This window comes from Rhodanobacter hydrolyticus (genome assembly GCF_044904645.1).
Genome location: NZ_JADIKK010000008.1, coordinates 4,428,324 through 4,453,451, shown reverse-complemented (window position 1 = coordinate 4,453,451; position 25,128 = coordinate 4,428,324). Strand labels below are relative to the sequence as shown.

Annotated in this window: 25 protein-coding genes; 9 read left to right on the top strand and 16 right to left on the bottom strand. The window is 60.7% G+C overall.

Annotation, left to right across the window (positions count from 1 at the left end):
* Positions 1 to 321: 321 nt before the first annotated feature.
* Positions 322 to 1,155 (bottom strand): AraC family transcriptional regulator, encoded by an 834-nt coding sequence (locus ISP25_RS22475; RefSeq protein ID WP_404611862.1) that lies wholly within the window; start codon positions 1,153 to 1,155, stop codon positions 322 to 324.
* An 83-nt stretch (positions 1,156 to 1,238) separates the two neighbouring features.
* Here ISP25_RS22475 and ISP25_RS22470 point away from each other — a divergent pair, with 83 nt between their 5' ends.
* On the top strand, positions 1,239 to 1,772 hold the full coding sequence (locus tag ISP25_RS22470; protein WP_404611860.1) for a hypothetical protein: 534 nt from the start codon (positions 1,239 to 1,241) through the stop codon (positions 1,770 to 1,772).
* 1 nt (position 1,773) lies between these two features.
* Here the strand turns inward: ISP25_RS22470 and ISP25_RS22465 are convergent, their stop codons facing one another.
* Together ISP25_RS22465 and ISP25_RS22460 are read right to left on the bottom strand one after the other, a co-directional pair.
* Positions 1,774 to 4,605, bottom strand: coding sequence for a protein kinase domain-containing protein (locus tag ISP25_RS22465; RefSeq protein ID WP_404611859.1), 2,832 nt, complete (start codon positions 4,603 to 4,605; stop codon positions 1,774 to 1,776).
* A gap of 63 nt (positions 4,606 to 4,668) precedes the next feature.
* On the bottom strand, positions 4,669 to 5,328 hold the full coding sequence (locus ISP25_RS22460; RefSeq protein WP_404611857.1) for an ECF-type sigma factor: 660 nt from the start codon (positions 5,326 to 5,328) through the stop codon (positions 4,669 to 4,671).
* 24 nt (positions 5,329 to 5,352) lie between these two features.
* Between ISP25_RS22460 and ISP25_RS22455 the strand changes: the two genes are divergently transcribed.
* Complete coding sequence (locus tag ISP25_RS22455; protein ID WP_404611855.1) at positions 5,353 to 6,375, top strand: hypothetical protein; 1,023 nt, start codon at positions 5,353 to 5,355, stop codon at positions 6,373 to 6,375.
* Positions 6,376 to 6,745: 370 nt separating this feature from the next.
* On the opposite strand, the gene ISP25_RS22450 is transcribed toward ISP25_RS22455, so the two are convergent.
* Positions 6,746 to 7,564, bottom strand: a complete 819-nt coding sequence (locus ISP25_RS22450; RefSeq protein WP_404611853.1) for an SDR family NAD(P)-dependent oxidoreductase — start codon at positions 7,562 to 7,564, stop codon at positions 6,746 to 6,748.
* A 243-nt stretch (positions 7,565 to 7,807) separates the two neighbouring features.
* The gene (locus ISP25_RS22445) at positions 7,808 to 8,344 is read right to left on the bottom strand and encodes a helix-turn-helix transcriptional regulator (RefSeq protein WP_404611851.1); all 537 of its coding nucleotides are present in this window, start codon (positions 8,342 to 8,344) and stop codon (positions 7,808 to 7,810) included.
* 483 nt (positions 8,345 to 8,827) lie between these two features.
* On the opposite strand from ISP25_RS22445, the gene ISP25_RS22440 reads away from it, so the two are divergent.
* From ISP25_RS22440 to ISP25_RS22430, 3 genes are all read left to right on the top strand, one after another.
* Positions 8,828 to 9,391: a helix-turn-helix domain-containing protein gene (locus tag ISP25_RS22440; protein WP_404611850.1), complete on the top strand. Its 564-nt coding sequence runs from the start codon at positions 8,828 to 8,830 to the stop codon at positions 9,389 to 9,391.
* Positions 9,392 to 9,513: 122 nt separating this feature from the next.
* Positions 9,514 to 9,825 carry a hypothetical protein gene (locus ISP25_RS22435; protein WP_192157421.1) on the top strand — a complete coding sequence of 104 codons (312 nt, stop codon included), beginning with the start codon at positions 9,514 to 9,516 and terminating at the stop codon, positions 9,823 to 9,825.
* A gap of 26 nt (positions 9,826 to 9,851) precedes the next feature.
* Entirely contained in the window at positions 9,852 to 10,484 is a 633-nt protein-coding gene (locus ISP25_RS22430) for a response regulator transcription factor (protein ID WP_192157423.1), read from the top strand.
* 61 nt (positions 10,485 to 10,545) lie between these two features.
* Here the strand turns inward: ISP25_RS22430 and ISP25_RS22425 are convergent, their stop codons facing one another.
* The 3 genes from ISP25_RS22425 to ISP25_RS22415 form a co-directional block, all read right to left on the bottom strand.
* The gene (locus ISP25_RS22425; protein ID WP_192157425.1) at positions 10,546 to 10,848 is read right to left on the bottom strand and encodes a tautomerase family protein; all 303 of its coding nucleotides are present in this window, start codon (positions 10,846 to 10,848) and stop codon (positions 10,546 to 10,548) included.
* A 144-nt stretch (positions 10,849 to 10,992) separates the two neighbouring features.
* Positions 10,993 to 11,973 (bottom strand): zinc-dependent alcohol dehydrogenase family protein, encoded by a 981-nt coding sequence (locus ISP25_RS22420; protein WP_404611847.1) that lies wholly within the window; start codon positions 11,971 to 11,973, stop codon positions 10,993 to 10,995.
* A 124-nt stretch (positions 11,974 to 12,097) separates the two neighbouring features.
* Positions 12,098 to 12,439 (bottom strand): carboxymuconolactone decarboxylase family protein, encoded by a 342-nt coding sequence (locus tag ISP25_RS22415; protein ID WP_404611846.1) that lies wholly within the window; start codon positions 12,437 to 12,439, stop codon positions 12,098 to 12,100.
* Between the two features lie 117 nt (positions 12,440 to 12,556).
* Here ISP25_RS22415 and ISP25_RS22410 point away from each other — a divergent pair, with 117 nt between their 5' ends.
* A complete protein-coding gene (locus ISP25_RS22410) occupies positions 12,557 to 13,471 on the top strand; it encodes a cupin domain-containing protein (RefSeq protein WP_404611845.1) in 915 nt (304 codons plus the stop codon).
* Positions 13,472 to 13,564: 93 nt separating this feature from the next.
* On the opposite strand, the gene ISP25_RS22405 is transcribed toward ISP25_RS22410, so the two are convergent.
* Together ISP25_RS22405 and ISP25_RS22400 are read right to left on the bottom strand one after the other, a co-directional pair.
* The gene (locus ISP25_RS22405) at positions 13,565 to 14,524 is read right to left on the bottom strand and encodes a hypothetical protein (RefSeq protein ID WP_404611844.1); all 960 of its coding nucleotides are present in this window, start codon (positions 14,522 to 14,524) and stop codon (positions 13,565 to 13,567) included.
* Between the two features lie 63 nt (positions 14,525 to 14,587).
* Positions 14,588 to 15,586, bottom strand: coding sequence for an SLAC1 family transporter (locus ISP25_RS22400; RefSeq protein WP_404611842.1), 999 nt, complete (start codon positions 15,584 to 15,586; stop codon positions 14,588 to 14,590).
* A gap of 684 nt (positions 15,587 to 16,270) precedes the next feature.
* On the opposite strand from ISP25_RS22400, the gene ISP25_RS22395 reads away from it, so the two are divergent.
* Positions 16,271 to 18,862: a TonB-dependent receptor gene (locus tag ISP25_RS22395; protein WP_404611841.1), complete on the top strand. Its 2,592-nt coding sequence runs from the start codon at positions 16,271 to 16,273 to the stop codon at positions 18,860 to 18,862.
* Between the two features lie 399 nt (positions 18,863 to 19,261).
* Here the strand turns inward: ISP25_RS22395 and ISP25_RS22390 are convergent, their stop codons facing one another.
* From ISP25_RS22390 to ISP25_RS22365, 6 genes are all read right to left on the bottom strand, one after another.
* Positions 19,262 to 20,335 carry a HoxN/HupN/NixA family nickel/cobalt transporter gene (locus ISP25_RS22390; RefSeq protein WP_225578343.1) on the bottom strand — a complete coding sequence of 358 codons (1,074 nt, stop codon included), beginning with the start codon at positions 20,333 to 20,335 and terminating at the stop codon, positions 19,262 to 19,264.
* A 70-nt stretch (positions 20,336 to 20,405) separates the two neighbouring features.
* Entirely contained in the window at positions 20,406 to 21,140 is a 735-nt protein-coding gene (locus ISP25_RS22385; RefSeq protein WP_192157435.1) for an aquaporin, read from the bottom strand.
* 1 nt (position 21,141) lies between these two features.
* Positions 21,142 to 21,468 (bottom strand): SH3-like domain-containing protein, encoded by a 327-nt coding sequence (locus tag ISP25_RS22380; protein ID WP_192157437.1) that lies wholly within the window; start codon positions 21,466 to 21,468, stop codon positions 21,142 to 21,144.
* Between the two features lie 2 nt (positions 21,469 to 21,470).
* A complete protein-coding gene (locus ISP25_RS22375; protein ID WP_192157439.1) occupies positions 21,471 to 22,106 on the bottom strand; it encodes a nitrile hydratase subunit alpha in 636 nt (211 codons plus the stop codon).
* The gene (locus ISP25_RS22370) at positions 22,103 to 22,456 is read right to left on the bottom strand and encodes an SH3-like domain-containing protein (protein WP_404611838.1); all 354 of its coding nucleotides are present in this window, start codon (positions 22,454 to 22,456) and stop codon (positions 22,103 to 22,105) included. The genes ISP25_RS22375 and ISP25_RS22370 overlap by 4 nt, the downstream gene beginning before the upstream one ends.
* Before the next feature lie 238 nt (positions 22,457 to 22,694).
* Positions 22,695 to 23,120, bottom strand: a complete 426-nt coding sequence (locus tag ISP25_RS22365; protein WP_404611836.1) for a DUF302 domain-containing protein — start codon at positions 23,118 to 23,120, stop codon at positions 22,695 to 22,697.
* 383 nt (positions 23,121 to 23,503) lie between these two features.
* On the opposite strand from ISP25_RS22365, the gene ISP25_RS22360 reads away from it, so the two are divergent.
* Both ISP25_RS22360 and ISP25_RS22355 read left to right on the top strand, forming a co-directional pair.
* Positions 23,504 to 24,064 carry a DsrE family protein gene (locus ISP25_RS22360; RefSeq protein ID WP_225578345.1) on the top strand — a complete coding sequence of 187 codons (561 nt, stop codon included), beginning with the start codon at positions 23,504 to 23,506 and terminating at the stop codon, positions 24,062 to 24,064.
* 65 nt (positions 24,065 to 24,129) lie between these two features.
* Complete coding sequence (locus ISP25_RS22355; RefSeq protein WP_404611834.1) at positions 24,130 to 25,119, top strand: substrate-binding domain-containing protein; 990 nt, start codon at positions 24,130 to 24,132, stop codon at positions 25,117 to 25,119.
* Positions 25,120 to 25,128: the final 9 nt, after the last annotated feature.

The following is a 25,128-nucleotide window of genomic DNA, read 5'->3' as shown; positions in this document are numbered from 1 at the left end:
CAGCCTCGCCAACCACTATGACGAAACCCGAGCTCCAAATCCTGCACTACTGAAAACGGGGGGCGTCGTAGGAGCACTTCGACGGGAAAACGGGCTACGACATCCTCGCCGATGTTGATTCAGACGCGATCTGGGATCGGATTTCCGGCTAACCGAGCGCAGGGGAGGGCAACCAACCTGCGCCCATTGCCGAAGGGCTAAGCCTTGGTAATCGATTGAAGCAGGTCAATCGATATGGCCGTCTCGCAGGGACACACCGAAGTGGACTTCTTGCGCGACTGCTCATGGCCGAAGGTCCCGAAGGCTATAGCTCCTCACAAGCTATCGTGATCGCTGGGCGCGGGAACGGCGGATCGAAGAGGCGTGCTCATCTGCGGTTCTTTCAAAATAAAGCGTGGGCGTGGTGCCCAGCATTTTGCGAAACGCTGCGATAAACGCGCTCGGGGCGTTATAGCCGGCTTCTTGTGCGGCGTAGGTGACTTTCATCCCTTCGCCAAGCAAGCGCATCGCATGCATCAAGCGCAGCTGCTGGCGCCATTTGCCTACTGTCATCGCAGTTTCCTCCTGGAATATCCGTTCGATGGTCCGGCGGCTGGCGCCACTGGTTTCGCAGATGTGCGCCAGCGATCGACGATTGCCGGGATCCGCCGACAAGGCTTCAACCACACGTTTGGCGCGTGGGTCCGAAACACTGGGAAGCTGCAACGGCACCGCTTGCACAACCCGCAACTGATCGACGATCACGTCGACCAGATGTCGCTGCCTGAGCACACGGTTCGTGAGTGTGCCCGCCGCACATGCTTCGACAATCAGCTCTTTCAGCAGCGGTGAAATGTTTATCACGCAACATGATCGAGGCAAGTCCTTCGCCATGCGCGGCTTGAGATAAAGCGTGCGCATGGCGACCGGTCCTGACATGGTGATCGTGTGCACAATGCTCTTAGGTATCCAGACGCCGCGATGCGTGGGTACGACCCAGGTGCCTTCTTCAGTTTGCACGGTCATGACGCCACGTGTGGCGTAGACCAACTGATCCCGATCGTGAAAGTGCAGCGAAATGACGTGGTTTACGGCGTAGTTGCGCGTGAGCGTCACGATGGCATCACCGTGGCCCACAAGGTGGTCGAATACGGCAGCTTGTCGATTTTTCGACATTTATTGGCATGTTATCGAAATTTCCGACGCCCGGCGATGACTATGCTGGCATCCATTCGCCCCCAACCAGAGGAGAGCACTTTATGGCAAAGCAAGCGCGCAACTTTGCTTCCGTCACCATGGCGGCCCTGATGTTCTGTTTGGCGCCGCATGTATTCGGCACGACGGCGGCCCCATCATGTGCTTCCGACAGCGCAAGCCGCCAACTGGATTTTTGGCTGGGCAATTGGGACGTCGGTGCAGCCGGATCGTCACCGGCGTCACGCAGCCGGGTATCCCTAACCCTCGACCAATGCATGGTGATCGAAAGCTGGGACGGCGGGCGCGGCCACCGTGGCGAAAACATGTTCGCCTACAGCGCCGACGACAAAAGCTGGCACGGTTTGTTTGTCGACAACGAAGGACGCGTGCACGTGTTCACGGATGGGAAAGCCTCGCCAGGCGAGGCGGAATTCACAGGCCCCAGCACCGGAGCAGATGGCACCATGGTGCTTAACCGCGTAAGGATCGTTCGCATCAGCGCCAATAAAGTCGAGCAGACATGGGAGAAATCCACCGACCACGGTTCTACGTGGTCAATGGCTTTCCTCGGCGAATATTCGCGTGCCAAGCCCTGATCTACAGTGGCAAATATGCGAATCTGATCGGTGGCTCACGATTGGCTGCGAGTATGCGGATCGTCGCGTCGCGCTCACTATTCTGCTCATTGCCAATTCCTGCGAGCAATGTCTCTGCCTCCGTGTGTAACCGCTCGGCTGCAGTTCGATCACCCAGCAAAGCTTCCGTGCCAGCGAGGTCCGCATCGATGTGCGCGATAAGCGAGGCCTTCTTCGGCGTGATCATGTTGGCTGCCGCGAACGCACCTTCAAATTCCCGCTTTGCTTCCATGCAATGGCCGAGCGATCGGAGTGTTTCACCGTACAGAATGCGTGCCCTGATAGCATTTTCCGAACTTTGATCCGCAAGTGCGGCATACATCGCGGCAGCTTCGCTAGCGAAGGTGGCAGCACGTTCGCGGGCACCGCCTGCTGCGGCAATCTCTGCCTCTACGGTAAGCGCGAACGCGACATCTGGATGCGCACCACGATGGCGCTGCCTTGATTCCGCAAATGCGTGGCTGGCCATTCCCTTGGCTTCGCCGATCCGCCCGCGCGCCATAAGGATTTCCGCCAGGCTCGCGCTATCGCCGCTTTGACCGTTGTCGCCGTAATCCTTACCAAGGAGACGCTGCTTCCGGTTGATGGCATCGCGCAAGCCCGTCTCTGCATCTGCGTAAGAACCCTGACTGAAGCGGACATGCGCCAGGTGGCCTAGCGTTATGGCCTCGCCCAGCGATGATGCCGCTGCGAGCTTTCCATCGAGCTCCAGTGATTTTTCATAGAATGCGCCTGCCTCGGAAAATTTGCCTTCGCGTACGAGGACATTCGCAAGGTTGTTGAGGTCGCCGGCGACATGGGCATTGGGACTTGCGTATGCGCTTTCGTCAATGCCGAGGGCAGAGCGCATGAGCATTTCGCTCTCGCCATAGCGGCCAAGCGGGAGCAGCGCCGTTGTAAGAAGCGTCATTGCATCAGCGACCTGCGGATGCCTGGCGCCGAATCGAGCGCGCTTGCGCGCGAGTGCCTCGCGCAACAATGGCTCAGCTCGGTCAGGGTGGCCGGCGTCCATCCATATCCAGCCCAGGTTCGTTATTGCCTCGGTCAGGGCATCACTGCCGGTTGGAAGTATCCGGTGCGCGAGCGCAACGGACTTCGTGCCGATATCGATAGCTTTTTCCGACTCGCCCAGACGTTCGTCAAGACCGGCAAGCCACGCAAGAGCCTGCACTTCTTCCGGCGAGTTGTGGTCGGGGCCGGACTGGAACGCCTCTATTGCGTTCTGCAAACGCAATCTGCCGCTGCGAACGTGACCGAGTTCATCGGCTTCTTCGGCGAGCAGGTATTCGACATGCAAGGTTCGTCTGTCAGTAGCGCCAAACTGTGCTTGTGCCAGTGACGCCGCTTCTTCGAGCGGTTGTTGCGCACGATCCGCGTGACCACTACGCCGCTCGAGGTCACCGATCAATGCAAGAATTTCAACATGAAGCGCGGGTTGTTTCGCGAAATCATGATCGGCGCGATCCCGTCCTTGCGCGAGCAAGACCTCGGCACTCGCCTCTGCCCCATGCGACACATTGTCGAAAAGACCTTCCATGAACGATTTGAGCGCATCCTCGCGTTGCGCCTCGCTTTGGGCCGCGAGTGCTTGCGCGTGCGCATCCTTGGCGGCATGGCGCGCCAGGTACGATTCATACAGGCCGGCTGCTGTTGCGCCGGCGAGCAGCATTACCATGACGATGCTGGCGGAGACAGCCAGAGCATGTCGCTTTGTGAAAGTGAGCGCGCGATACGCAAAAGTATCCGCCCTGGCATGCAACGGTTTGCCATCGAGGTAGCGCTCGATATCCTCACGCAGTGCCGCAGCGCTCGCATAACGGCGAGTGGGGTCCGGCCGTGTCGCTTCGTGCACGACCGCGTAAAGGTCGACGCCCAACCTTTGCCGCAATTGCCCATCGTCGAATACCGGCGTCGCCGCAACGACGTAGTTGTCAAGTCTGCGTGGTTGAAGACCCGATAGAATCTCAGCCAACAGAACACCGAGTGCGTACACATCGACCAAGGTTGTCGTGGCGTGGCCGATGATTTGTTCCGGCGCCGCATATGCGCGTGTCAGACGTCGCATTTCGGTGCGCGTCTGCACACTCTCACCTTCGCCGGCGATGAGCTTGGCGATGCCGAAATCGACGAGCTTGACGCAGCCATCCTCGCCAATGAGCACGTTACTTGGCTTAAGGTCGCGATGCACGATCAGGCTGCGATGTGCATGTTCGACGGCCTTGGACACGTCTATAAACAGCGCGAGGCGTCCTCGCACGTCGATGCCGCGCTTTTCGCAATATTGGACAAGGTTGCCGCTTGCAACAAATTCAAGTGCCAGGAACGGTGTGCCGGTTGGTGTGAATCCAGCGTCGAGCAGCTGAGCAATGTGTGGATGCTGGAGTCGCGCAAGGATGCTCTGCTCACGAAGGAAGCGTCTCTGCTCTTCGGCATCGTGGACATCGATACGCAACAGCTTGAGGGCGACCTTCTGGGGGGCGCCTGGTAGCTCGCGCTCTGCCTCGAATACGCTGGCCATGCCGCCGGCACCCACGAACCGAAGCAGACGGTAACCGGGAATGACAGGCAGGTTATCGGCCGAGTAGCCAACCGACGCCGGCATCCATTGCGCCACGCCTCGCTCGAGCACCTCCGCGATGGGTACCTGACTGAGGGCCTGTGTAACGAGCACGCGGAGCGTCGCGTCTTCGCAGTTTCTGCATAACCAATCGGCCTGTTCGGTAGCAGGCAACTCCAATAGACGGTCGAGCAGCGGCTCGGCCTCGTGCCATCGCTGGATGAAGTCGATGCTCATCGGCGGCTTCTAGTCGGTTATATGCCCATATAGCGCAATCGAGTGGCGACTACCGACATCGCCTCATACTTCCGGAGCCAGGCAGGCTGCAAGAAACGTGCGCGCCTTCAACCAGTCGCGTTCGACAGTACGCGCATTGACGCCGATGGCGTCGGCAATTTCCGGGCTCGAAAGCTCGGCGAACAATCGCAGCTCGGCAACGCGTGCAAGACGCTCATCCAACGCCGCGAGCTTCGTCAAAGCCTCGTCGAGTGCCAGTACGTCGATGATGTTCGATGGCGACACGCCCTCCGTCATCTCGGGTGCTTGCCGTTTCTGCGCCATCTTCCGCCTTGCGCGGTCGATCAGGAGGTGACGCATCGTGCGGCTCATGTACGCATACAAGTGCGCTTGATCCGCGAAGGTGGTGCCGCTGCTGTCAAGCAACTTCAGGCAGGCTTCGTTGACCAGCGCAGTCGTCTGTAGCGTGTGTGCGGCTTCGTACGCCCGTTGCCGGTGCGCAAGCTGGCGCAGCGTGGCATAGACCTGCGGGATCAGCGCATCCATAGCAACCGGATCGCCGTCCGCAAGAATTTCACTGATTCGGGCCTCGGTGGTCATGTGCGCTATTGGCCTGTTACCGGGAAGTGTTCCGGCCATGTCGGAAGAGGCGAGCCATTTGCGCTGTAAGGAGGGATGGCGCCATTCGAGGTGACCGCAAGCTGTCGGCACGCCATCGCCCATCTCCCCAAAACAAGGATTGAAGTCATGTCAAGCCATCACTCTTCACGTAACCGGTTCATCGCGGCGGCCGGTCTGCTCACCCTGGTCTTTGCCGGCTCCAGCAGCGCTGCGACAAGCACCGAAAACGATACAACCCCATTTGCACCCACCACGATAGCGGCTGCCTGTGCCGATGCCCACGCCCGTGTACAGGACGCCGCCGCCATGGCCCCTTGCCGGCATGGTACATCGGCCGCTGATTCGACAAGCGGTTCGAGGACCTACAGCTATCAGACGTTCGACTACCCGGGCGCGTCGCAGACGACCTTATGGGGAATCAACGATCTGAACGAGCTGAGTGGTCAATATTCGGTGGGCACTGGCGCAGCTCACGCCATGGTCTATCGCCATGGACACTTTGAACCGCTGGATCCGGGGGTATTGGGTGACTATTTCAGCGCCGCCGGGGGGCCCACCGACTTCGGTACGACGTTTGGCGCCTATGCGGATGCAACGGGACTTCAGCACGGCTTCCTGATTCAGCGCGGGCATTTCTCCACAGTCGACTTTCCGGGTCATCTCAACTCGAATGTGGACCAAGTCAATCTGTTCGGTGCGATAGCCGGCGTGTACTGGGATGCCGACGGAACCTACCATGGCGTACTTCGTGAAGGGGGGCACGACACACCCATCGATGTGGCCGGCGCACGCGAAACCTATCCGCTCGGCATCAACGACAAAGGCGAGATCGTCGGCTATTGGGATACGGATCCAGACCAGACGCACGGCTTCTACCGCAGTGCAGATGGGCAGTTCTCGACAATCGACGTGCCGGGTGCCGCAGCCACGGTCATCTTCGAGATCAACGACGCAGGGCAGGCCGTCGGCTATTACGTAGACGCTTCCGGCGATATCCATGGTTTCATTGAAACGCGAGGGCAGTTTCAGAACCTGGACGTGCCTGGAGCTGCAGCAACCCTCGCGACTGCCATCAACAATCTCGGCGTGATCGCAGGGGAGTACTTCGACAATGCCGGCACGCGGCATGGGTTCGTTGCCACGCCCTAAATCGGCCCGTCTTACCGGATCTGCACGCTTTCGATATCAGACGGCTAAGGCCGATCCTAGGCCAGCCAGAGGTGACTGGTTGGGTTCGGAGCACGTATGCGGTGACAACTATGGCGTCTACCTCCCGCAAAGAAAGTGGGGAGGTAGACGCGGTTGCCTTGTGGTTCGTAAAACTTTCATCAGAGAGACTGATCACGAAAGTGGCAAGCGATGTCTTGTGCTCGCAATCTAGCTACCTGCGTGGAGTTAATGATTAGCGACCGTTATCGAGGGTACGTGTGCAGGCGGGTCCTAGGCGATTCTTGATGCGCGAATGCACTCCAATCTGAAGTCACGGAGCTGCGCCTCGCCTGCTTCCGCATGGCGTTCGTCAGTCATCAAACGCTGTCGCGGTCGTTCGATCGCGCCAAGCCGCGATGTCGGCTTGCACTTGGGCCATCTTCTGTTCAATACGGGCAATGCTGTCTGCGCCCAGCGGAAGACGAAAGGGCGGCTTGCCTGATTCCACGGCATCGATGATCACGGCGACGCCCTTGACCGGGTCGCCCGCCTGACGTCCGTCCACCACACTGACATTGCTGCGCGTCAAACCCGCCGTGTCGGCATATGCCGAAATGTGTGTGGCGGCTACGACGGCCGAGTCGCGCGAAAGAAATTCGGTGCGGAAATAGCCTGGCTCGACGATGGTGACGTTGATGCCCAACGGCTTCAGCTCTATCGCCAGCGCTTCGGACATGCCTTCCACGGCAAATTTCGAGGCGCAGTAGATGCCGAATCCTGCCGACCCCGCGAAGCCGCCAACGGAAGAGAAATTCACGATGTGCCCGGAGCCCTGGGCCCGAAGAAAGGGCAGCGCGGCTTTGATGACGCGGTGCGTGCCGCCGAAATTCGTCGCCATGACGTGATCCACTTCGGCGTCTGACACTTCCTCGACGGCGCCTACCAATCCGTAACCTGCGTTGTTGACCACCACATCGATGCGCCCTGCGGCCTGTACGGCCGCTTGCATGATGGCGGTGACTTCGCTCGGGTCATTCACGTCCATCCGGAACACCCGCAGGTTGTTGTGCTCGAACGGCCCCTTGCCGTTTCGCGTGGTGCCGATGACGGTGTGTCCGCGGCGGAGCAGTTCTTCGGTCATGGTCCGGCCAAAGCCGCGGGAGATTCCCGTGATGAACCAGGTTGACATGGCATTTCCTATGGTGGGTTGGGGATGGCGGGCGCCGCGCTAGTTCAACTCAACGGTTCGTCACTTCAACGCAATCGGTTCTCACGCTCCGCGCGGGCCCATTTCGCGCGCCGGTGGGCACCGTGGATCGCAGCGACGAAGCAGTACGCTGTGGGCCGACATCCGGTGCCGATCGTCCTCGGGACGGCATTCGGATCTGGCTGGCCACGCGCCGTCTGCGAGACCGAGCGAGGGATTCTCGACTTACTCGCAGGGAAGGGCGGTGAACATTCGACGCCATGATCCTGGACTGACGCCGACTTCCCGCGTGAAGGTACGGGTGAAATGGCATTGCTCCGTATAGCCGCAGCACAGCGCTATCTCTGCGATAGGGTCACAGTTTTCGAGCAGCAGTGTCTTGGCGCGATCCATGCGCAGGTCGATGACCCATTGATGCACGGAAAGTCCGGTGGATGCCTTGAACAGCCGGGAAAAATGTCCCGTTGACATCGACAGGGCCCGGGCTACCCGGGCCGACACATGGCTGCTGAATGCCATCTCTGCCAACTCGTGTTTGGCGACGGCCAACTGGCGCGTACTTAGCGCGCCACGCGTCTCGCGGAAAACCAGCGAATGGCGTTTGGCCCGCTCGGTCTCAAAGGCAGCGCAGGCAAGCTCGAGGTGTCTGATCAAGTCTTCGTAGCCCCCAGCATGCCGGGACGCGTCCTGGATCACCCCATGCAGCGAGGCAATGACGCCCTCGTTCAAGGAAGAGGCGTAGAAGTCGCTGCCGTCAGCCATGGGATCGAAACCTCCGAGGAGACCAAATCGGGTACGTCCTAAGTTGCGGCGTCAATTTACTCAAGCGGGTTGGAAGCCGGCATCCCTCCGAAGCGGTGTCATCACTAGCACTTTGGTGGTATCCGCGCGGCCGCATGTCACGGCTACCCGGAAGAGGTAGCGCTGTCTCGATCTTTCCGGCGATTTGGCCGTCCAGACCTTGACCTAACTTTGCCGGCGCGATGAATGCACGGAAGCACAGCATGCCATCGGCAATTGCACCGGCTGAGGAGAGGGTCGTCATCAATGCATTACTCGTGTCTCGAGAGAGCTGTGGAGTCCGCGTCGGAGCGGGAGCGCCCGACGCCGGATGGCGCACCATCCATCCGCATCAACGTGGCGCGGACGGCGCGTGGCCTGGCGGTGGCTTATATCCCCGCGCGTACACCGGCCGACGCCTCGTCCTGCAGCGCGATTTATCTGCACGTTCCGGTCTGCCTCGAGGTGGCGCGCAAGCTGCCGCCTGACGTGCAGGAAATAGGCGCGGAGCGTGTGCTCGGCAGCGCCATCCTGGCGGCTTTGACGCAAGGATGCCGTGGCGCCGAACCCTTCGTCCGCCACCTGGTGACTGCCTTGTGTTCCCTGCGACAGGCCCACGCCGTCGCCGGCGACTCCCAAACAGAAAGTGGGGGCTTGCGCCCCTGGCAAGCAACACTGGCCAAGAACATGTTGATCTCGGGTATGGACGGCTCGACCTTGCTTGCCGATGTCGCCGCGGCCTGCGGCTTGTCGAAATCGCATTTTGGCAAGGCGTTTCGGCGTTCGGTAGGCATGCCCCCCCACCGATGGATAGTGATGCAGCGCCTGGAGCGGGCGCAGCAGCTGTTGCGCGACGCCAGTCGAAGTCTGGCGGCTGTTGCCGCCGAATGCGGCTTCTGCGATCAGAGCCACATGAGTCATGTGTTTCTGAAAACACTGGGCCTGAGCCCCGGTGCCTACCGTTGCCGGGATCGTGCGGCGATGCGCGGCCATTGGCCGGAAAGCACGTCGGCTACCACTTCCGGGTGATCCCGATTTGAGTGGCGAGAGGTATCAAGCACGGGAGCGAGAGGAGTATCAGCATGCATGCCATTACGTGGACCTGTCCTGGGGCGTGGTGGGTTGTAGCGAGTCTGCTGGGTGCTCTGGGAATGCTGCTGATGCTTGGGGCACTGATCCGCTGGCGGCGCCGGCACGCGCGGCTTGAGGCACAATCGCGCGCCGAGCAGGCTGCGCTGAAATGCGAGGCCAACGCGGAACAGGAGTCCCTGCTTCAGTCCGGGCAGGGCATGCTGCTTCGCTTCGAAGCCATCGCACGTCGATTGCCGCCGGCCCACCCCATCCGTAAGGAGCTGGCCGAGGCCTTGGATCGGGCGGAGCAATGGCTGGAAAAAGGTCTCGATCGGGCGCAACATCGGCGTGAAAACAAAGGGCGGGATAGCAAACCGGATGCCCCCGACTAGTCTTGGACGTCAAGTGGGGAATTGCCATGAGCTCGCCTGATCCGATCATCTGCATCCTCGCGGTCGACGACCATCCGATCATGCTGGATGGTCTTGCCGCGGTGCTCGAGATCGAGCCGGACATGAAGCTCGTCGCGACCGCGGGATCAGGCGAAGAGGCGATCGAGCAATACCGCAAACACCGGCCGGACATCGTGTTGATGGACCTGGAGCTGCCGGGCATGTCGGGTGAAGAAGCCATCCGCACCCTGCACGAGGAATTTCCTGCCGTCGTCATCCTGGTGTTGACGACGTTTCGCGGCGACGCGCAGGCGCTCCGCACCATGAAGGCGGGAGCGCGCGGCTATCTCCTCAAGAGCTCGGTGCGGCACGACCTGATCGATACCATCCGGACCATGCATTCCGGCAAGAGAGTGATCCCGCGCGAGATAGCGGCCGCGATTGCCGACCACGCCATCGACGAGGACCTCACTTCGCGGGAAACCACGGTCCTGAAGCACGTTGCCAGCGGACTGCCCAACCGCAACGTGGCGGAGCTGCTACGCATCTCCGAAGCGACAGTCAAGGTCCACATGAAAAACATCCTGGGCAAGCTTGGCGCGATCTCGCGCACGCAGGCAGTCCAGATTGCCCAAAGGCGGGGCATTATCGAGCGCTGAGCGTCGGCGCGAACCTCGCTGCCTGTTTCCGATGCGGCAGCGAGGCCAGGTGCGCATGCGCCTATTTTTTGTGCGGCGGAAGGATCGCGGAGAACTCTTCCCTGCTGGCAGGGTTGCCGTCGATCATCTCGTAGATTTTCTTCGAATTGCCAAGGTTTTCCATCAGCGACTTCGGTCCGGCGAATGGGCGGCCTCCGATATGCCAGCCATCCGTGTGGAGCTCTTCGATCAGCACCCATACGACCTCGCGAAAGGCCTCGGATCCCTCGTACTTCACCATCACGTCGGTGAGGTCCTTGGCCATGGCATGCTTTTCTTCGCTGGTGAACACACCATCGACGAGCTTTACGTTGACGAACGGCATGGAATTTACCCCTGTGGTTGGATAACGGATGCCGCCAGGCTTCCCCAGGGCAGAGTGGAGCAGGTGTGCGGTATCTCTACGCAGCTACGCTTCATTCGCGGGGCGGCCGACGGCGAGGTGCCCGAAGAGCCGGCTCCCCGAATGTCAGTCGATGTCGACCACGATCTTTCCAGCGGCTTTGCCGCTTTCCTGCAGAGCGTGTGCGTCGTGCACGCTGTCCAGGCCGAAGCGGTGTTCGTCGACGCGTGGGTGAATTTTCCCTGCGTCGACCAGTTTGGCGATTTCACGAAGGATCTCCCCGTGATGCTCGCGGCCTTGTCCGCTCAGCAAGGGAAGCAGCGTAAAAACCCCGGAATAGGTCGCGGCGCGAAATGAAAGCGGCGCCAATGCGTGGCTGCCCCATCCCAGCGAGCTCACCACGTGCCCAAACCGGCGCACGGCGGAAAATGAAGCGTCCAGGCTGCTGCCGCCGACGGTGTCGTACACCAGATCGAAGCCCACCTCGTCGGTGTGTCGGGCCACGTACTCGTCGACGGTGGCGCTGGTGTAGTCGATCGGGATGGCGCCGTAATGACGGATGATGTCCGCGCTGCCCGGCGAGCCGGTGGCAAACACGCGTGCCCCCACGGCCCTGGCAAGCTGGACTGCCGCATTGCCCACACCGCCGGCGCCGCCTTGCACGAGCACCGATTGCCCCTCGCGCACGTTTGCGCGATCCATCAGGCCTTCCCATGCCGTGATGTAGACCAGCGGCATGGAGGCTGCCTGTCGCAGGCTCAGCGATTTCGGCTTGACGGACAGCAGGCGCGCATCGACCACGGCGTATTGCGCGAGCGAGCCCTGCACGTTGCCGACGCCGCCGGTCATGCCGTAGACCTCGTCGCCCACATTGAAGGACGCCACGCCTTCGCCGAGCGCCTCGACAACCCCGGCCATATCGATGCCGAGGATGGCCGGGAGCGGATGCTTGGCATGGGCCGCCATTCCGGCGCGGATCTTCAGGTCCAGCGGATTGACGCCGCTTGCCCTGACCCGGACCAGCACATGCCCGGGCGCGATGGTCGGCCGGGCGATCTGCGCGTGTTTGAACGGTGCGTTGTGCTGCTCGAGCACCGCCGCTCGCATGGACATCTCGTTTGCCATGGTGAAGCCCAGGTTGATGGTGTATTTCTGGAGTGTCGTACCGGCCATCCTTGGCCGATAGGACGATCAGGATGCGAATTGACGATTCGGGTTTCCGGATTCCCGGTCACGCCGCTTCGTGCGATTTGACGGCGTCGATGACCCGCGCCGAGTACACCATCGCGGCACCCGCGTTGAGAGCCACCGCCACGCCGAGCGCTTCGGTGATCTCTTCCTGGGTCGCACCGTGTTTGAGCGCCTCGGCGACGTGCACGGTGATGCAGCCGTCGCAGCGGGTGGTGACCGCCACCGCCAGCGCAATCAACTCGCGCGTCTTGGCACCGAGGAGGTTGTGTTTGTTGCCGGCCTTGGAAAGCGTCTGGTAGCCGGCCAGCGTGTCCGGGCTGCTGGCGCCGATTTCGCCGATCCGGGCGACGAGCTGTTTGCGGTAGTTCTTCCAATCCAACATGGCTATGCCCTCTATCAGGTGGAGACCGACCCTTCGGCCTCTCAGGTGTGGATAGTTTTTCACGCCATGCGGAGAGTGTTAGCATGTCTTTATCTCAATAAGTGGCTCAATCGTCTCATGGATGCGCTTAGCAAGCTGATCGCAGTGTCCGGTGTCCAAGGCAGCCTGGACTTGCGCTGCCGCATGGCGGGCAGCTTCGCGCTGGATCACGAGCAGCTCGAACCCGGCAAGGCACCGTTCCATCTGATGCTGCGGGGCACGGCGCAATTGCTGTTGCCCAAGGGTGAAATGCTGGAGTTGCATACCGGCGATTTCGTGTTGTTGCCGCGTGGCGCGGCTCACGTGGTGCAAGGCACCGGCCATGGCGCCTCCGCGGAAGCGGGCGTGGACAACGACGGGCCGTTGCCGGAGCGCAGCAATACCGCGGGTCCCGTGGATATGGATCTGTTGTGCGGCCACTTCAGTTACGGCCACGGCGGCGCGCAGTTGCTGATGAATACCTTGCCGGACGCCTTGTATGTCCCGATGGCCGAGTTGGAAGGCATGGCCTTGCTGGACAGCATCGTCACCACGTTGCGCCGGGAAGCCGCCCGGTTGGATCAGGGCTCGCTTGCCATCACCAAGGCACTCAGCGAAGTGCTGTTCGTGCTTGCGCTGCGCCGTTACATCTCGCAGGAGGGACTCGCCCCTTCGCTGCTTGGCTTGCTGATCGACCATCGCCTTAGCGCCGTGTTGCTGGCCATGATGAAGGAGCCCGGTCGCGATTGGACGGTCGAGTCGCTCGCGCACAAGGCCAACATGTCGCGCGCAACCTTCGCCAGGCACTTCACCGAGAAAGCGGATGCGTCGCCGATGGACCTGCTCACCTCGATACGCATGCAGCTGGCCTGCGATCTGCTGCTTACCGGCAACCTGTCGGTCGATGCGGTGGCCGAGCAGGTGGGCTACCAATCCGTGTCGGCCTTCATCAAGACCTTTCAGCGTCGGATAGGCACGAGCCCGGCTTCCTTTCGGCGCCATGGGGCGACGTGACCGGCGCCGAGGCGCGGTGCCATCCTTGACATCCCTGTTTGCAGCGGGGCCTGGGAGATGCTGGTTGGCCAGGATGGCTGAGCTTGTGGGCGATCAACGGTCTGCCGGCAGGTGAAGTCCCATAAAGCGCAAGCAGGTGGCTTGCCAAAGACGGAATGAGATGGTGAGGATCAATGTGCCGACCAGGACGCTGGCGGCAAAGCTGTAGTCGGGCGAGTTCAGCACCATCGGCAGCAGGCCTACGGCAAGCACCGGCGGTGCGCGCAAAGCGAGTACCCGCAGCGTCACCACGCTGGCAGCCATGCTCAGCATCGCCGCCAGCACGCCCGCTCCGAGCCAGGTAACCAGACTCACCCCGATCAACGCGCTCAGGGTGCAGGCCAGAGGAAGATGCCAAGGCCGATCTGCCCACGGGCATACGAGCGGGTGCGCGAACATCTCGAAGCCAATGACCACCAGCGGTGGATACAGCAAAAAGTGCCGCCCGGTCCACGTTGCCAAATAAGCGAGGGCAGTCAATACGAGTGCAAAGGGCAGTAGCCATACTGGCTTCGCTGCGGCCTTTTCCAAGTCGTCGTCCACTTCATCGCGCGCCAGGGAAACCGCAGGCTTCGGCTGAAACCTGCGATGGACGATGCCGGTGATGGCCAGCGCGCCCGTGCCCACCGTAATGGCAGGGGGATACCACCAGCTGTGCACTTGAAGAACCAGCGGCAGCAGACCGGCGGAAATGCCCGGAGCGATCGGTGACTGAATCAACTCGATCACGCCCATGGTAACGACCACGTCGAGCAACACGGACGCCACTCCGAACGCCAGGTGATCGGTAATCCAGAGTCCCGCCACTGCAGTAACCAGCGGCGTAATGACGAGCATGACGGGCGCCGTCGCCCAGGTGCCGTACGGGCGCTTCATGATGTCGTTGGAGAGCGCTCCGAACTCCGGAAACATCAGAAGGTCAAAACCCGTCATTCGTGCAGCCGCCGCGATAACACCGATAAAGACGATGCTGCCGAGTTCGGCACCTGGTATGCGAGTCATGCCTGCTTTCATGCGGCAGTTATAAAGGTGGCTCGCCGCGAGTCGCCACATCCGAAAGGAGTAGGCAGCGTGCAATCAACACATGCTCATACGCCTTGGAAGGTTCCAGCCTGCCGTGACCGTCCAGAACACGAGCGTAGCCAGGCCTGCCGCGAACCCGATCGACCGAAAGAACGCCGAGGGCAGGTCGCTCCCTACTTGAAAGCTTCCCAGTGCGAATACCGCCGTCGAAAAAGTGGGTGTCCAGACAGCCGCGTTACGAAACCGGCAGTAGCGGAGTAAAAACCGTGCGCTGCCGAGTAGCACTGGCACACACAAGGCGATGGAGAAGATGCTGGTTGCCACCATGGTTTCCGAAAGTAGCGTCCGCAGGTGCACCTCACCGGCAACGATGTGGGACACCCGGCCCAGCGCAGCCGCTGCCAGGCCCGCGCAACCCATGGCAATCCACCACGGCGCCAGCGGCGCGTTCTCCAAACCGAAGCGCCGCAATCGCGCCAACGCCACGACGGCGACCGCGCAGTAACCGAGCCAGCCGAGTGCGACGCTCATCAGGGCCAGTATTTCCAGCGTGGCGAATGCATGTCCCCACATGAATGTGGCGACATCGCCCGTGGCTATCGCCGCACCCAGGAGGGTGGCCGGCACCAGGAACCACGTTCCATCCATCGCCTTCAGTTGCAAGCCATGGACTGCCAGCGAGCACGCGAATCGGCCGCCCCCCGCGACCGTCAACAGCCATGTCGCGACCAGCCACGCAAATGGTGGTGGCAACCATGGCCATGCAGCGAGGCTGGAGTTCAACCCGGACATTCCGCTGGTAATCACCGCCATGCCAAGCGGCACGGTGTGGATTCCCGTGTGCTCGCTTGCGGGGCCGATCTCCAGCCAGGACGCCCATCCACAACGAAACTCGGCCCGATGCCGCAATGTGCCGGCTACCGGTATCCACACTGCCTGCAGCACGGCCAGCGCGAGCAGTGGCGCAACCAGACTCGGCAACCCGCACCGACCAGCCATGCTCGATGCGCCGGCGGTGGCCATCACGGCGCCATAAGGCAAGCCCTGGCGCAAGGCTGGGCTTCTGCTCGTGGACGCTTCACCAGCGATTTTTGGCGGCTTCACGTGCGCAGTTACCTCCCTCACGAAGGGTTCCTGTGGAAGCACGGACCATCAGGCGCGGTGCTGCCGTTGGGTGGCTGAAACGCTCGCCGGGTAGGTAGCTGGCCATGACAAAAGGCCGACGTAGCCAGAGTCCCGGAGAGTTCATGCCAGTTCTTGCGCGTTAAAGCGATTCTTGACGCTGGAACGGTTTTCGATGGCTGAAGCCACGCGGGCGGCCTATTTTCCTCGGTAGCTGGAGATCTTCCGCCCGTGTATCGCGGCGTGAGCTTCTATAAAGCGCTCCCCCTGGTATCGATGAAATACGCAGCAGCGGTCGATACGGACCAGACCAACACCAAGGCGTAGCCCTTCAGGGGTAGCTGGCACACCTCCTTCGAAACGATTGCCGCCTCCTCGAAAGGATGACGCGCCCTGTCGGTCGAGTGGTTAGCGTGGTGACACCCGCGCAAGCAGCCTTTCAGTCCGCAATGAAGGTCGCCAACCGCGTCGGCAGCATCAGTTCGTGAGATAGCGCGAACCCGTGGATTGTCAGGTCTTTCCACCGACGCGGCCTCGACGTGGGCGCGGCTCTCGAAGCGGCATTCGCCGCCTTAATCCTTGAGAAGCGATGAGTCGAAAATGGAGCAAAAGGGGATGGCAGTCATCAAGAAAATGATCCTGGCCCAGTTGACGTCATCGGTCGTATTTGCTGCGCCCGTGTTGGCGCAGAGCCTGCAGGGCGCTTCCGCAAGCGTGTCGGCGGCAGCGTCGACCTTGGCCGTGCCTTCCGGCGCTGCGACCACGGGACCATCCGGCGATAAGGTTACCCAGCTGCAAGGGGTCGAGGTGACCGGTTCGCTCATCCGCAGTTCGGACAGGACTGGCTTCAACCAGGTTCAGTCGGTCACGCAGAATGACATCCAGCGTAGCGGCGCCACCACGGTGTCGAATTTTCTTCGAGACATCAGCGCCAATTCTGCTAGCAGTTGGGGCGAGGACACGGTGCTGATGAACCAGGCGCCAGGCGGCGCAGGAATCGCGCTGCGCGGCATGAGCATGAAATACAGCCTCGTGCTGATAGACGGTCAGCGTGCCGCGCCCTACGCGTTTGGAGTTGGAGGCACCGATACATTTTTCGATATCAATACGGTGCCGATCAATGCGGTCGACCGCATCGAGATTGTCAAAACCGGTGCGGTATCGCAATACGGTTCGGACGCGATTGCCGGCGTCGTCAACATCATCACAAAGAAGGATTTCCAGGGCCTTCAGCTCGGTGGCAGCCTTGGGGGCGCGCAGCATGGTGGCCAGGGTATGACGAACTTCAGCCTGCTGGGTGGCATCGGCGATTTGAATGTGGACCGTTTCAATGTGACGGCGGCGCTTGATGTCTATCACGCCAGCGGCGTCACCCTCGCGCAACGGGGTATGACGAGCAATGAAAACTACGCTGAGCTGCCTGGCGGCCTCTTCGCTCAGCCCAGTTCTTTCTTCACGACAGCTTCGGGCCCGCAGGCACTGAGTCCATGCGGGCCGACCGGCCTGATGACATCTGCGGCAAATAACCTGCAGACCCAGACGCCCGGCACGGTGTGCTCCCAGAACGGCGCCAAAGCCCAGTCACTCGCTCCACAGGTAGAGCATACAAGCGCCAAAGTGCACGCCGACTTCAAGCTCGGCGTTTACGTTGTGGCATTTGCTGACCTATGGGCAAGTTACAACACCACTTCGCTCGCGTCTGGACTCGCCGGCTTCGGTACAGATGCATTGGTGCCATCGTTCTACTATGCAGATCGCGGATTCACTGCATTCTCGCCCACGGTTGGCGGAAACGCGCTGACATATTATTTCCCGGACGCGCAGGACTGGGACACCACCTCAGTTTTTTATCGTTTTTCATCCGGCGTGAAAGGTTCGTTTGGCACAAGAAATTTCGGCGATTGGGACTGGTCCGCTTCCTACGGACATTCGCAAAGCGAGGTATCGAATACCTTTACCAGCCAGGTTAACGCGTCAGCGGTTCTGGATTACACCAACGAGGTGACGCCCGCCACGTTTAGCGCTGAAACCCTCGATGACTTGCCGGGAGTGCTCGGCGCTTCACGTGACCGGGGCGTTTCCAAGCTCGACACGCTGGATGCAACGGCGTCGACATCAAACCTGCTCAGCATGCCTGCTGGAGACGTCGGCATGGGCTTCGGCGTTCAGCTCCAGCATCAGAGCGAATATATAGCTCCCGGCTCCACCGGCTTTGTGAATCCATTCACCCAGGCGGTAAATGGCGAACGCAATATGGCTGCCGCCTATTATCAAATTGATGTTCCGCTCCTGAGCGAATTGACGTTCAGCCAGTCGGGACGTTATGACTACTACGGAAATTTTGGCGGAGTCTATTCACCCCGTCTTGCGCTGCGCTATCAGCCAATGAATGCCTTGACGGTATACGCTTCGTATGACCGCGGTTTTCGTGCGCCAACGTTGATCGAACTGTATCAGACGGCGAGCGTGACCTCTCAGCCCGTAGGTGCCCGGAACGTCGACGAATATTTCGTCGGGAATCCTGACTTGAAGCCCGAGCACACCGAGAATTACAACGTCGGATTCCAATTGTCACCGACGGCCAGCACGGATGTCGGCCTTGACTGGTACAAGATCGATGTCACCAAGGTAATAGGCCAGCCGAGTATCGTGGCGGAAGTCAATGCCAATCCAGGGCAGACGATTTATTACCTGGGGTACGAGAACCTGGCGTACTTGCGTACCGACGGCTTCGAGGCGACGTTCAAACAGGGGTTCCCCACGAAGATCGGAACCTTCACCCTGTCGGGCGATTGGGCTTACGTGCGGCGCTTCAAGATGCCCATCAACGGCATCGCGGCAGACCTGGCGGGAAACAATGATGCGAACGATACGGTGTTTGGAGGGGCCTTCCCGCGCTGGAAAGGCAATACTGAGTTGAGCTGGACGCATCGCGAATGGACAACGACACTGACCTGGCAATTCACCGGCCCTTATGCGCAGGAAATTGTTTCCGGACCCAACGTCGCGTCGTACAGTCAGCTCGATCTGCTTGTCAGCTACGGCGGCTTCAGGAACTGGAAGCTCTATGCCGGCATCAACAATATCCTCGATCGTGCCCCGCCGTACGATGCATCGTGGACCTATGTGAACCGCGGATACTTCGATCCATCGCTGTACTCGTACATGGGTCGCTACGGCCAGATCGGCGCGACATACAGGTTCTGATGTCTTGGGTGGCAGGGTATTGAGCGGCAGTGGCGCGCGCTACCGCTTGGGCGGCCGACGTCTTGCTGCCCTGCGTGGATTCGAGTGCATCGTCTTGCGAGCCTGGCAGGGCGACTTCTCGCTTTTGTTCCGGTCCTGGAGCTTTCCGCGATCGAATCTTCCGTCGTCGCACCATGGGATCCTGGCGGGATAAGCCATCCCGGAAATTTCCACATTCGCGTTGGCTACGCTCGAGGAAGTCTTGCGCAGGAGCTCGGCCCGGAACCGACCTTCATCTGTCCAGTTTTGAAAGGAAAACCCACGAAAGGAAAGTTCGTGGGTTTGGCGCCTGGAGCTCGAGAAATGCACGCATGGTATGCCGTGGAAAGGAATGCGTACGGGCGGATACCCCGGTTCGCGCTACGGCGTGATTCCGGCGGTGCCCCGTGTCCTGGAGAGGGAGACCAGGTATGAAACCATCCACACGGCGAGGAGGATCGCAATGATGGAGAAGCCCAATGCATTGAAATGATCCTCGATGCCTTGCACGGCTTTCCATATGCCACCTCCTAGGGAGAACTTGTCTGCCAGCATGGCCATGGCCTCCACGGCCGCAATGAATACGGCGATGCATACGGAGACCAAGGTGATGGTCATGTTGTAGTAGATCTTTCGAATCGGGTTGATGAAAGCCCATTCGTAGGCCTTCAGCATCATCACGCCATCGGTGGTATCCACCAGCGTCATGCCCGCGGCGAACAGCAGGGGAAGAACGGCGATGGTTCCCAGGGAAACGCCGCTGGCAACCTGCTTCGCGGAGACGGTGAACATGGCGATTTCGGTGGCCGTGTCAAAACTCAGTCCGAATGCCAGGCCGAGAAAGACCATGTGCCAGCTCTTGCTGACGAGCCGGAACAACGGCGTCAGTATCCTGGCGAGAAATCCTCGCTGGTCAAGCAGGCTTTCGATCTTCTCGGACTGATAGCGTCCCGTTTGCTTGAGGTTTCGATAGTTCCTGTACAGGGAGAAAAAGATGGTCACGTTCATGACGGCGATTGCCATGAGAAACACGACCGATATCGACGTGCTTACCAGCGTTCCGATGGAACGGAGCGCATCAAATCGCGACAGATAATGCTCGGCGCTCGCCACCATGAGGGCCACGACGACGATGATGGACGAGTGGCCGATGGCGAACCAGAACCCTACGGACGTCGGGCGCTTGTTGTCCTGCATCAGCTTCCTGGTCACATTGTCGATCGCCGTGATGTGATCGGCATCGACCGCGTGGCGCAGTCCCAGGCCATACACCAACAGGCTGACGCCGAGCAGGTCGGGCCTGTGTCCAAAAGCCAGTATCGCCCAGACCCACGAAGTCAGATTGAATAGCAGCAGGAAGGCATACATGACGATCAGCCTCATCCTGGTGTGCGTTGGATCGACGCCGCATTGGATGGAGGAGGCGTTCCCCGGGGGATTGACGATGCTTTTCATGAGAGCGTTCCAGCGGCCGGTCAAGGGCCGCCAGCTGGGGCGGCCGAAACGGGGGGCGTCGAGCTGTGAGCTACGCGTCGGTAGGCAGGCTGTCTGTTGCGGCTTGTTTCGAGCGCGGATAGGCAGCCGTGATGACGGCCAGAGCGGTCACGGCTCCCACGATCTCGGCCGGCGCCAGAAAAAGCGCGCGTGACAACGGAAGTGCCACGATCCCGTCGGCCCATGTGGCGGATAGCACGATGGCCGGATTCATAAAGGATGTGGGAAAGGCGAGAAGGGCGGCCGTCAACCAGCCCGCCACGGCAAACGGCCCCGTCATCGCCCGCTGCGCACGCATGCAGCCGAAAATGACGATCATCAAGCCGGCCGTGGTGATGGCCTCGGCGATCGCCAGATGCAGGAGGTCCGCGGGCGGGTAGGTTGCCGGGCGTTCCCCTGAAAGCAGGAAGTTGGCGAGCAGCGCACCAAGAACTCCACCGGCGCACTGGCTCATCACATAGGCGATCGTGCATCGAATATCCCGATCGCCACTCAACCACTGCAGAGCCGTGATCAAGGGGTTGAAGTGGCCGCCCGACGAATTGCCGAATGCCACCACCAACCCGCATAGAACGCCGCCCGTGACGAAAGCGAGCACGGCTTGCACGGCCAGATGGTTGGAGGTTATGCGCTGGACCTCGATCCCGGCGCTGACCACGCAGAACACGAGCAGCAGCGTGCCGACGGCCTCGGATAGCGCACGCCTGTACAACGCGACTGACGGATCCTTTTCGAAGAAGCACGTTTTCGTCTTGAACGCGGGCACGTCAGTCTCGTGGTCTCGCAGCGACTTCGTCCATCTTCAACGCCAGGTCCGTCGGCGAAAGAATCCTTTTCTCGAAGAGAATGTTCGCGAAGGCGACGATCCAGCGCTCGTAATAGCTGAGCTTCCCCACCAGGTCGGCGCCCAACGCCTCGACGCCCCGGCGCTTTTCTTCGGTGTTGATGATTTTGTGGAAATCGAGCACATCGGCCAGCGCGTGACACCTTTTCTCCCACGGGAGAAGCACGTGGTCCGTCTGCTGGACGGCGTCGGCCTGCAAGCCACCGATATCGTTCGGCAGCCTTTTGACGAATTGGTAGGTTTCGGGCATGGCTAGGCACTCCGTGTGGGGGGATTCGCGGCGACGACACCGATCATTGCGTCGCGCGTCACGAGAGCGGCGAGGTCCTCTTCCGAGAAGCCCTCGGTCCCCTCGGGTCTCAGGGGAAGCACCAGGTACCGGACCAGGGCAGTCGAATCGCTTACCCGGATTTCGACGTTGTCGGGGATGTGCGTGCCGAACTCTTCCAGCACCTTGCGCGGCTCGGATACGGCACGGGCGCGATAGGGCTTCACCTTGTACCAGTCGGGAGGCAGGCCAAGAACCGGACGCGGGTAGCAAGAGCACAGCGTGCATACGACGAGGTTGTGCACGCTCTCGGTATTTTCCAGGACGATGAGTTGCGTGTCGTCGTAGAAACTGATGCCGAGTTCCTCGCACGCGCGCCGCCCGTTCTCGAGCAGCCGGCCCCTGAATCCGGCATCGAGCCATGCCCTTGCCACGACCTTGGCGCCCAGCGCGGGACTGCGCGAATCGAGAACTTCTATCTGCCGGCGTATCTCGCCGGGACCGATCAGCTTCTTCTCGACGAGCAGCTCACGCACCGCCGTTTCCATGATTTCATAGTCGCCGCCATGCTGCGGAGCGGCCGGCTCCGGGTGTGGCGAAGAATGATCGTGAGCGCTCATGCCGGAACCCTTTCAAGCCATGTTTCGTAGACTTCTATGCGCAGGCCATCCGTTGCCGGGCCTTTGTATTCCGGCCACAACTCGGACATGGGCACCGCTACCCGGTAGTAATGTCGCTTGGAGCCCGCATTGCGACCGAAGGCTTCTTCTTCGTTGTCGACCGCAGCCGGCTCGATAATCTTCTCGACGGTGCAAAACTTGCCGCGCATGTAGGTAGGTACGCGATAGTGCCCAACGGGGGATCGCGCCAGAATGCGTGCCTTGTCGCCAGGACTGAACACGGGACGCTCGCCTTCGGCAAACACCATGCCGGTAAGCAGGCCACCCGCTGGGATCGTGTCGTCTCGCATGAGGCTTCCTCATCGATAGCGGAATCGAAAATCAGGTGAGGCGGGACGGCCTCCATAAAGACGTCGCCTGCGGGGAACAGGCTAGGTCGGATGGCGCCCCGGATCTTGTGCAAAGCGACGATCCTTGACTCACCACAGTGCGGCGTTGGGTGCGCCATGAAGCCGCATCCGATGCTTCAATGAGCAGCACAGCAACCACGCGCTGCATGAGCGAAACCGCATAAACGAATCCCGGCCTTCAGAAAGCCGGGTTTGCCTGCACGGGTCGAGCTGCCGCCTCGGCCACGACCGTTTCAATGGCGGCGGTCATGGCTTTTACGACAGCCCCCGTCGAAGGTCCGAGGTCATGCCTGGAGGCGATCCACGAAATGGTGTTGTACGAGACCTTGGTTTTGCCGAACTCGTCTTCCCACACGAGGACCTTGATCGGCAGATCGATACCGACCCTTTGATCGAGCTGCATCAGCGGGGTGCCGGCGCGCGGATTGCCAAAGATGAAAACCTCGGTGGGCCGAAGCGGCAAATTCGAGGCATGGGCAGCGGCGGCGTGATCGACCCTGGCCAGGATCGCCATGCCGGTCTTCTCGATGGCCTGAGCCAGGCGGGCAAGCGTTTCCGGCGTCGTGCCATTGCTGTCGATCGTCATCAAACCGTTGTCTTTCATGAGTTCATTTCCGTCCCTTCGGGTACTGGTCGGTATGGGGATGGCCGTCATTCCGGAAAGGCCATGCCGCGGCGGCGCGAAGGCACGCAGAACCCCAGGCTAAGCCTGTCGTGGATCGGAATCTTGGAAGAAAAGGCGGCCCTTGATGCCGCGCAGGACGATCGGGTGTGGCCGCCAAACGCCACTGCCGTGCAGAGCCACTGACTCATCGATGACCGAAGACTGCGTGCTGCCAGCGCTATCGAAACTCGTGTCACCGGCGCATCCGATTGCGGCAATTACGGGGCTTTTCAACAAGAGGCGCCGTGTCGCCTTGGATAGTTTTCCGCTGTGGCTGCCGGCCCCGGATGGCTTTTCCAAAATTCCAGCAAAGGTGAAATTTCATGAAAATGAACAAACTACTGGCCCTTTCGATGGCGATGGGCGTTGCCGCCCAGGGCGGCGTCACTCACGCGGCCGACGCGACGGAGTTCTGGTCGAATCCGACCATCAGTCCCTACGGAAAGATCCACTGGCTTCCGGATTCCGCCTATCGCCCCCAGCCTGACCAGACGTACAGCATCGTGTTCGCCTTGTCGGTGGGAGCCGAATCACCGAGCCAGGTCAACGCATCGCTTGACCGCGTCGCGCGGTCGATCAACCTGTATACCCAATCCGGCGTGCCGTTGAACCACCTGAAATTCGTGGCCGTCGCCTACGGCCCTGCGACGCCACTGGTCCTGGACGACGCGCACTACAAGGCGGCGTACGGCGTGCCCAATCCCAACTTGCCGCTCATCCGGAAATTGCGCGATGCCGGTGTAGATGTTGCCGTCTGCGGGCAGGCCGTGGCCGAGCACAAGTACCAGTACGACTGGGTGGACAAGAGCGTGACGATCTCACTGTCGGCGCTCACCACTATTTCGACATTGGAACACCAGGGCTATTCCCTCGTTCAACTCTGAGGGCATCCGCCTTCTGTCCTTGGCCTTGCCAAGGGCGTCATCATCACGCCCGCCAGGAGCAATGCATGCACATCAAGATGGTTTTTGCTGCCGCCCTGACGCTGGCCTGCTCGGCCACGAGCGCTCTCGCGCTCGATGGGGCCGCCCAGGCGACGCAGTCGGCTCAAGTGCAGAGTCCACCATGGCAGCATGGCCAGAACAACGATGCGGTCGATCGGGGTTTCGAATTTACCGTGCCGGACGCCGACAACCTTGCCGATTTCCACGGCAACCCCGCTCACCCTGCATTGGTGCTGTACGTCGGCGGCAATTATTTCTTTGCCATGGCACCGCTTGTGAAAGCCTTCGAGGAAAAGTATCCCGAATACAAGGGGCGGCTTTATTGGGAAACCATTCCGCCCGGGCTGTTGGTCGATCAAATGAAGGCCGGTGGCACCGTGACCGTAGGCAACATGACGTGGACGGCAAAGCCCGATGTCTATCTGGCAGGTTTGAATGCCGTACAGAAGCAGGTCGACGCGGGGCTCCTGCAGTCGCCCGCCGTACCTTACGCCACCAATGACATGACCATCATGGTCGCGAAGGGGAACCCCAAGCACATTACGGGGCTTCTCGACCTGGGCAGGCCCGATATCACGCTTGCGATGCCCAACCCGGAGTTCGAGGGCATCTCGCGGCAGATCAAGGCCTCCCTGGACAAGGCCGGTGGCGAACGGCTCGAAACCACGATCTACGAATCGAAGGTCAAGCAAGGCACGACCGAGCTCACACACATCCATCATCGCCAGACGCCACTTTGGATCATGCAAGGGCGCGTCGACGCCGGCGTGACCTGGCAGTCGGAAGCCGTCTTCCAGGAACAGATCGGCCATCCCATCGGCCATGTTGCGATCCCCGAATCGCAAAACACGACGGCCATCTACGCGGCGGCAATCGTCAAGAGTACGGCCCACGCTGAAGCGGCCCGCCGCTGGCTGGACTTCATCCGATCCGAGCAAAGCCTGGCCATATTCGAGCGCTTCGGATTCAAACGCTATACACCACGTTCGCCCTGAACGCCTCGA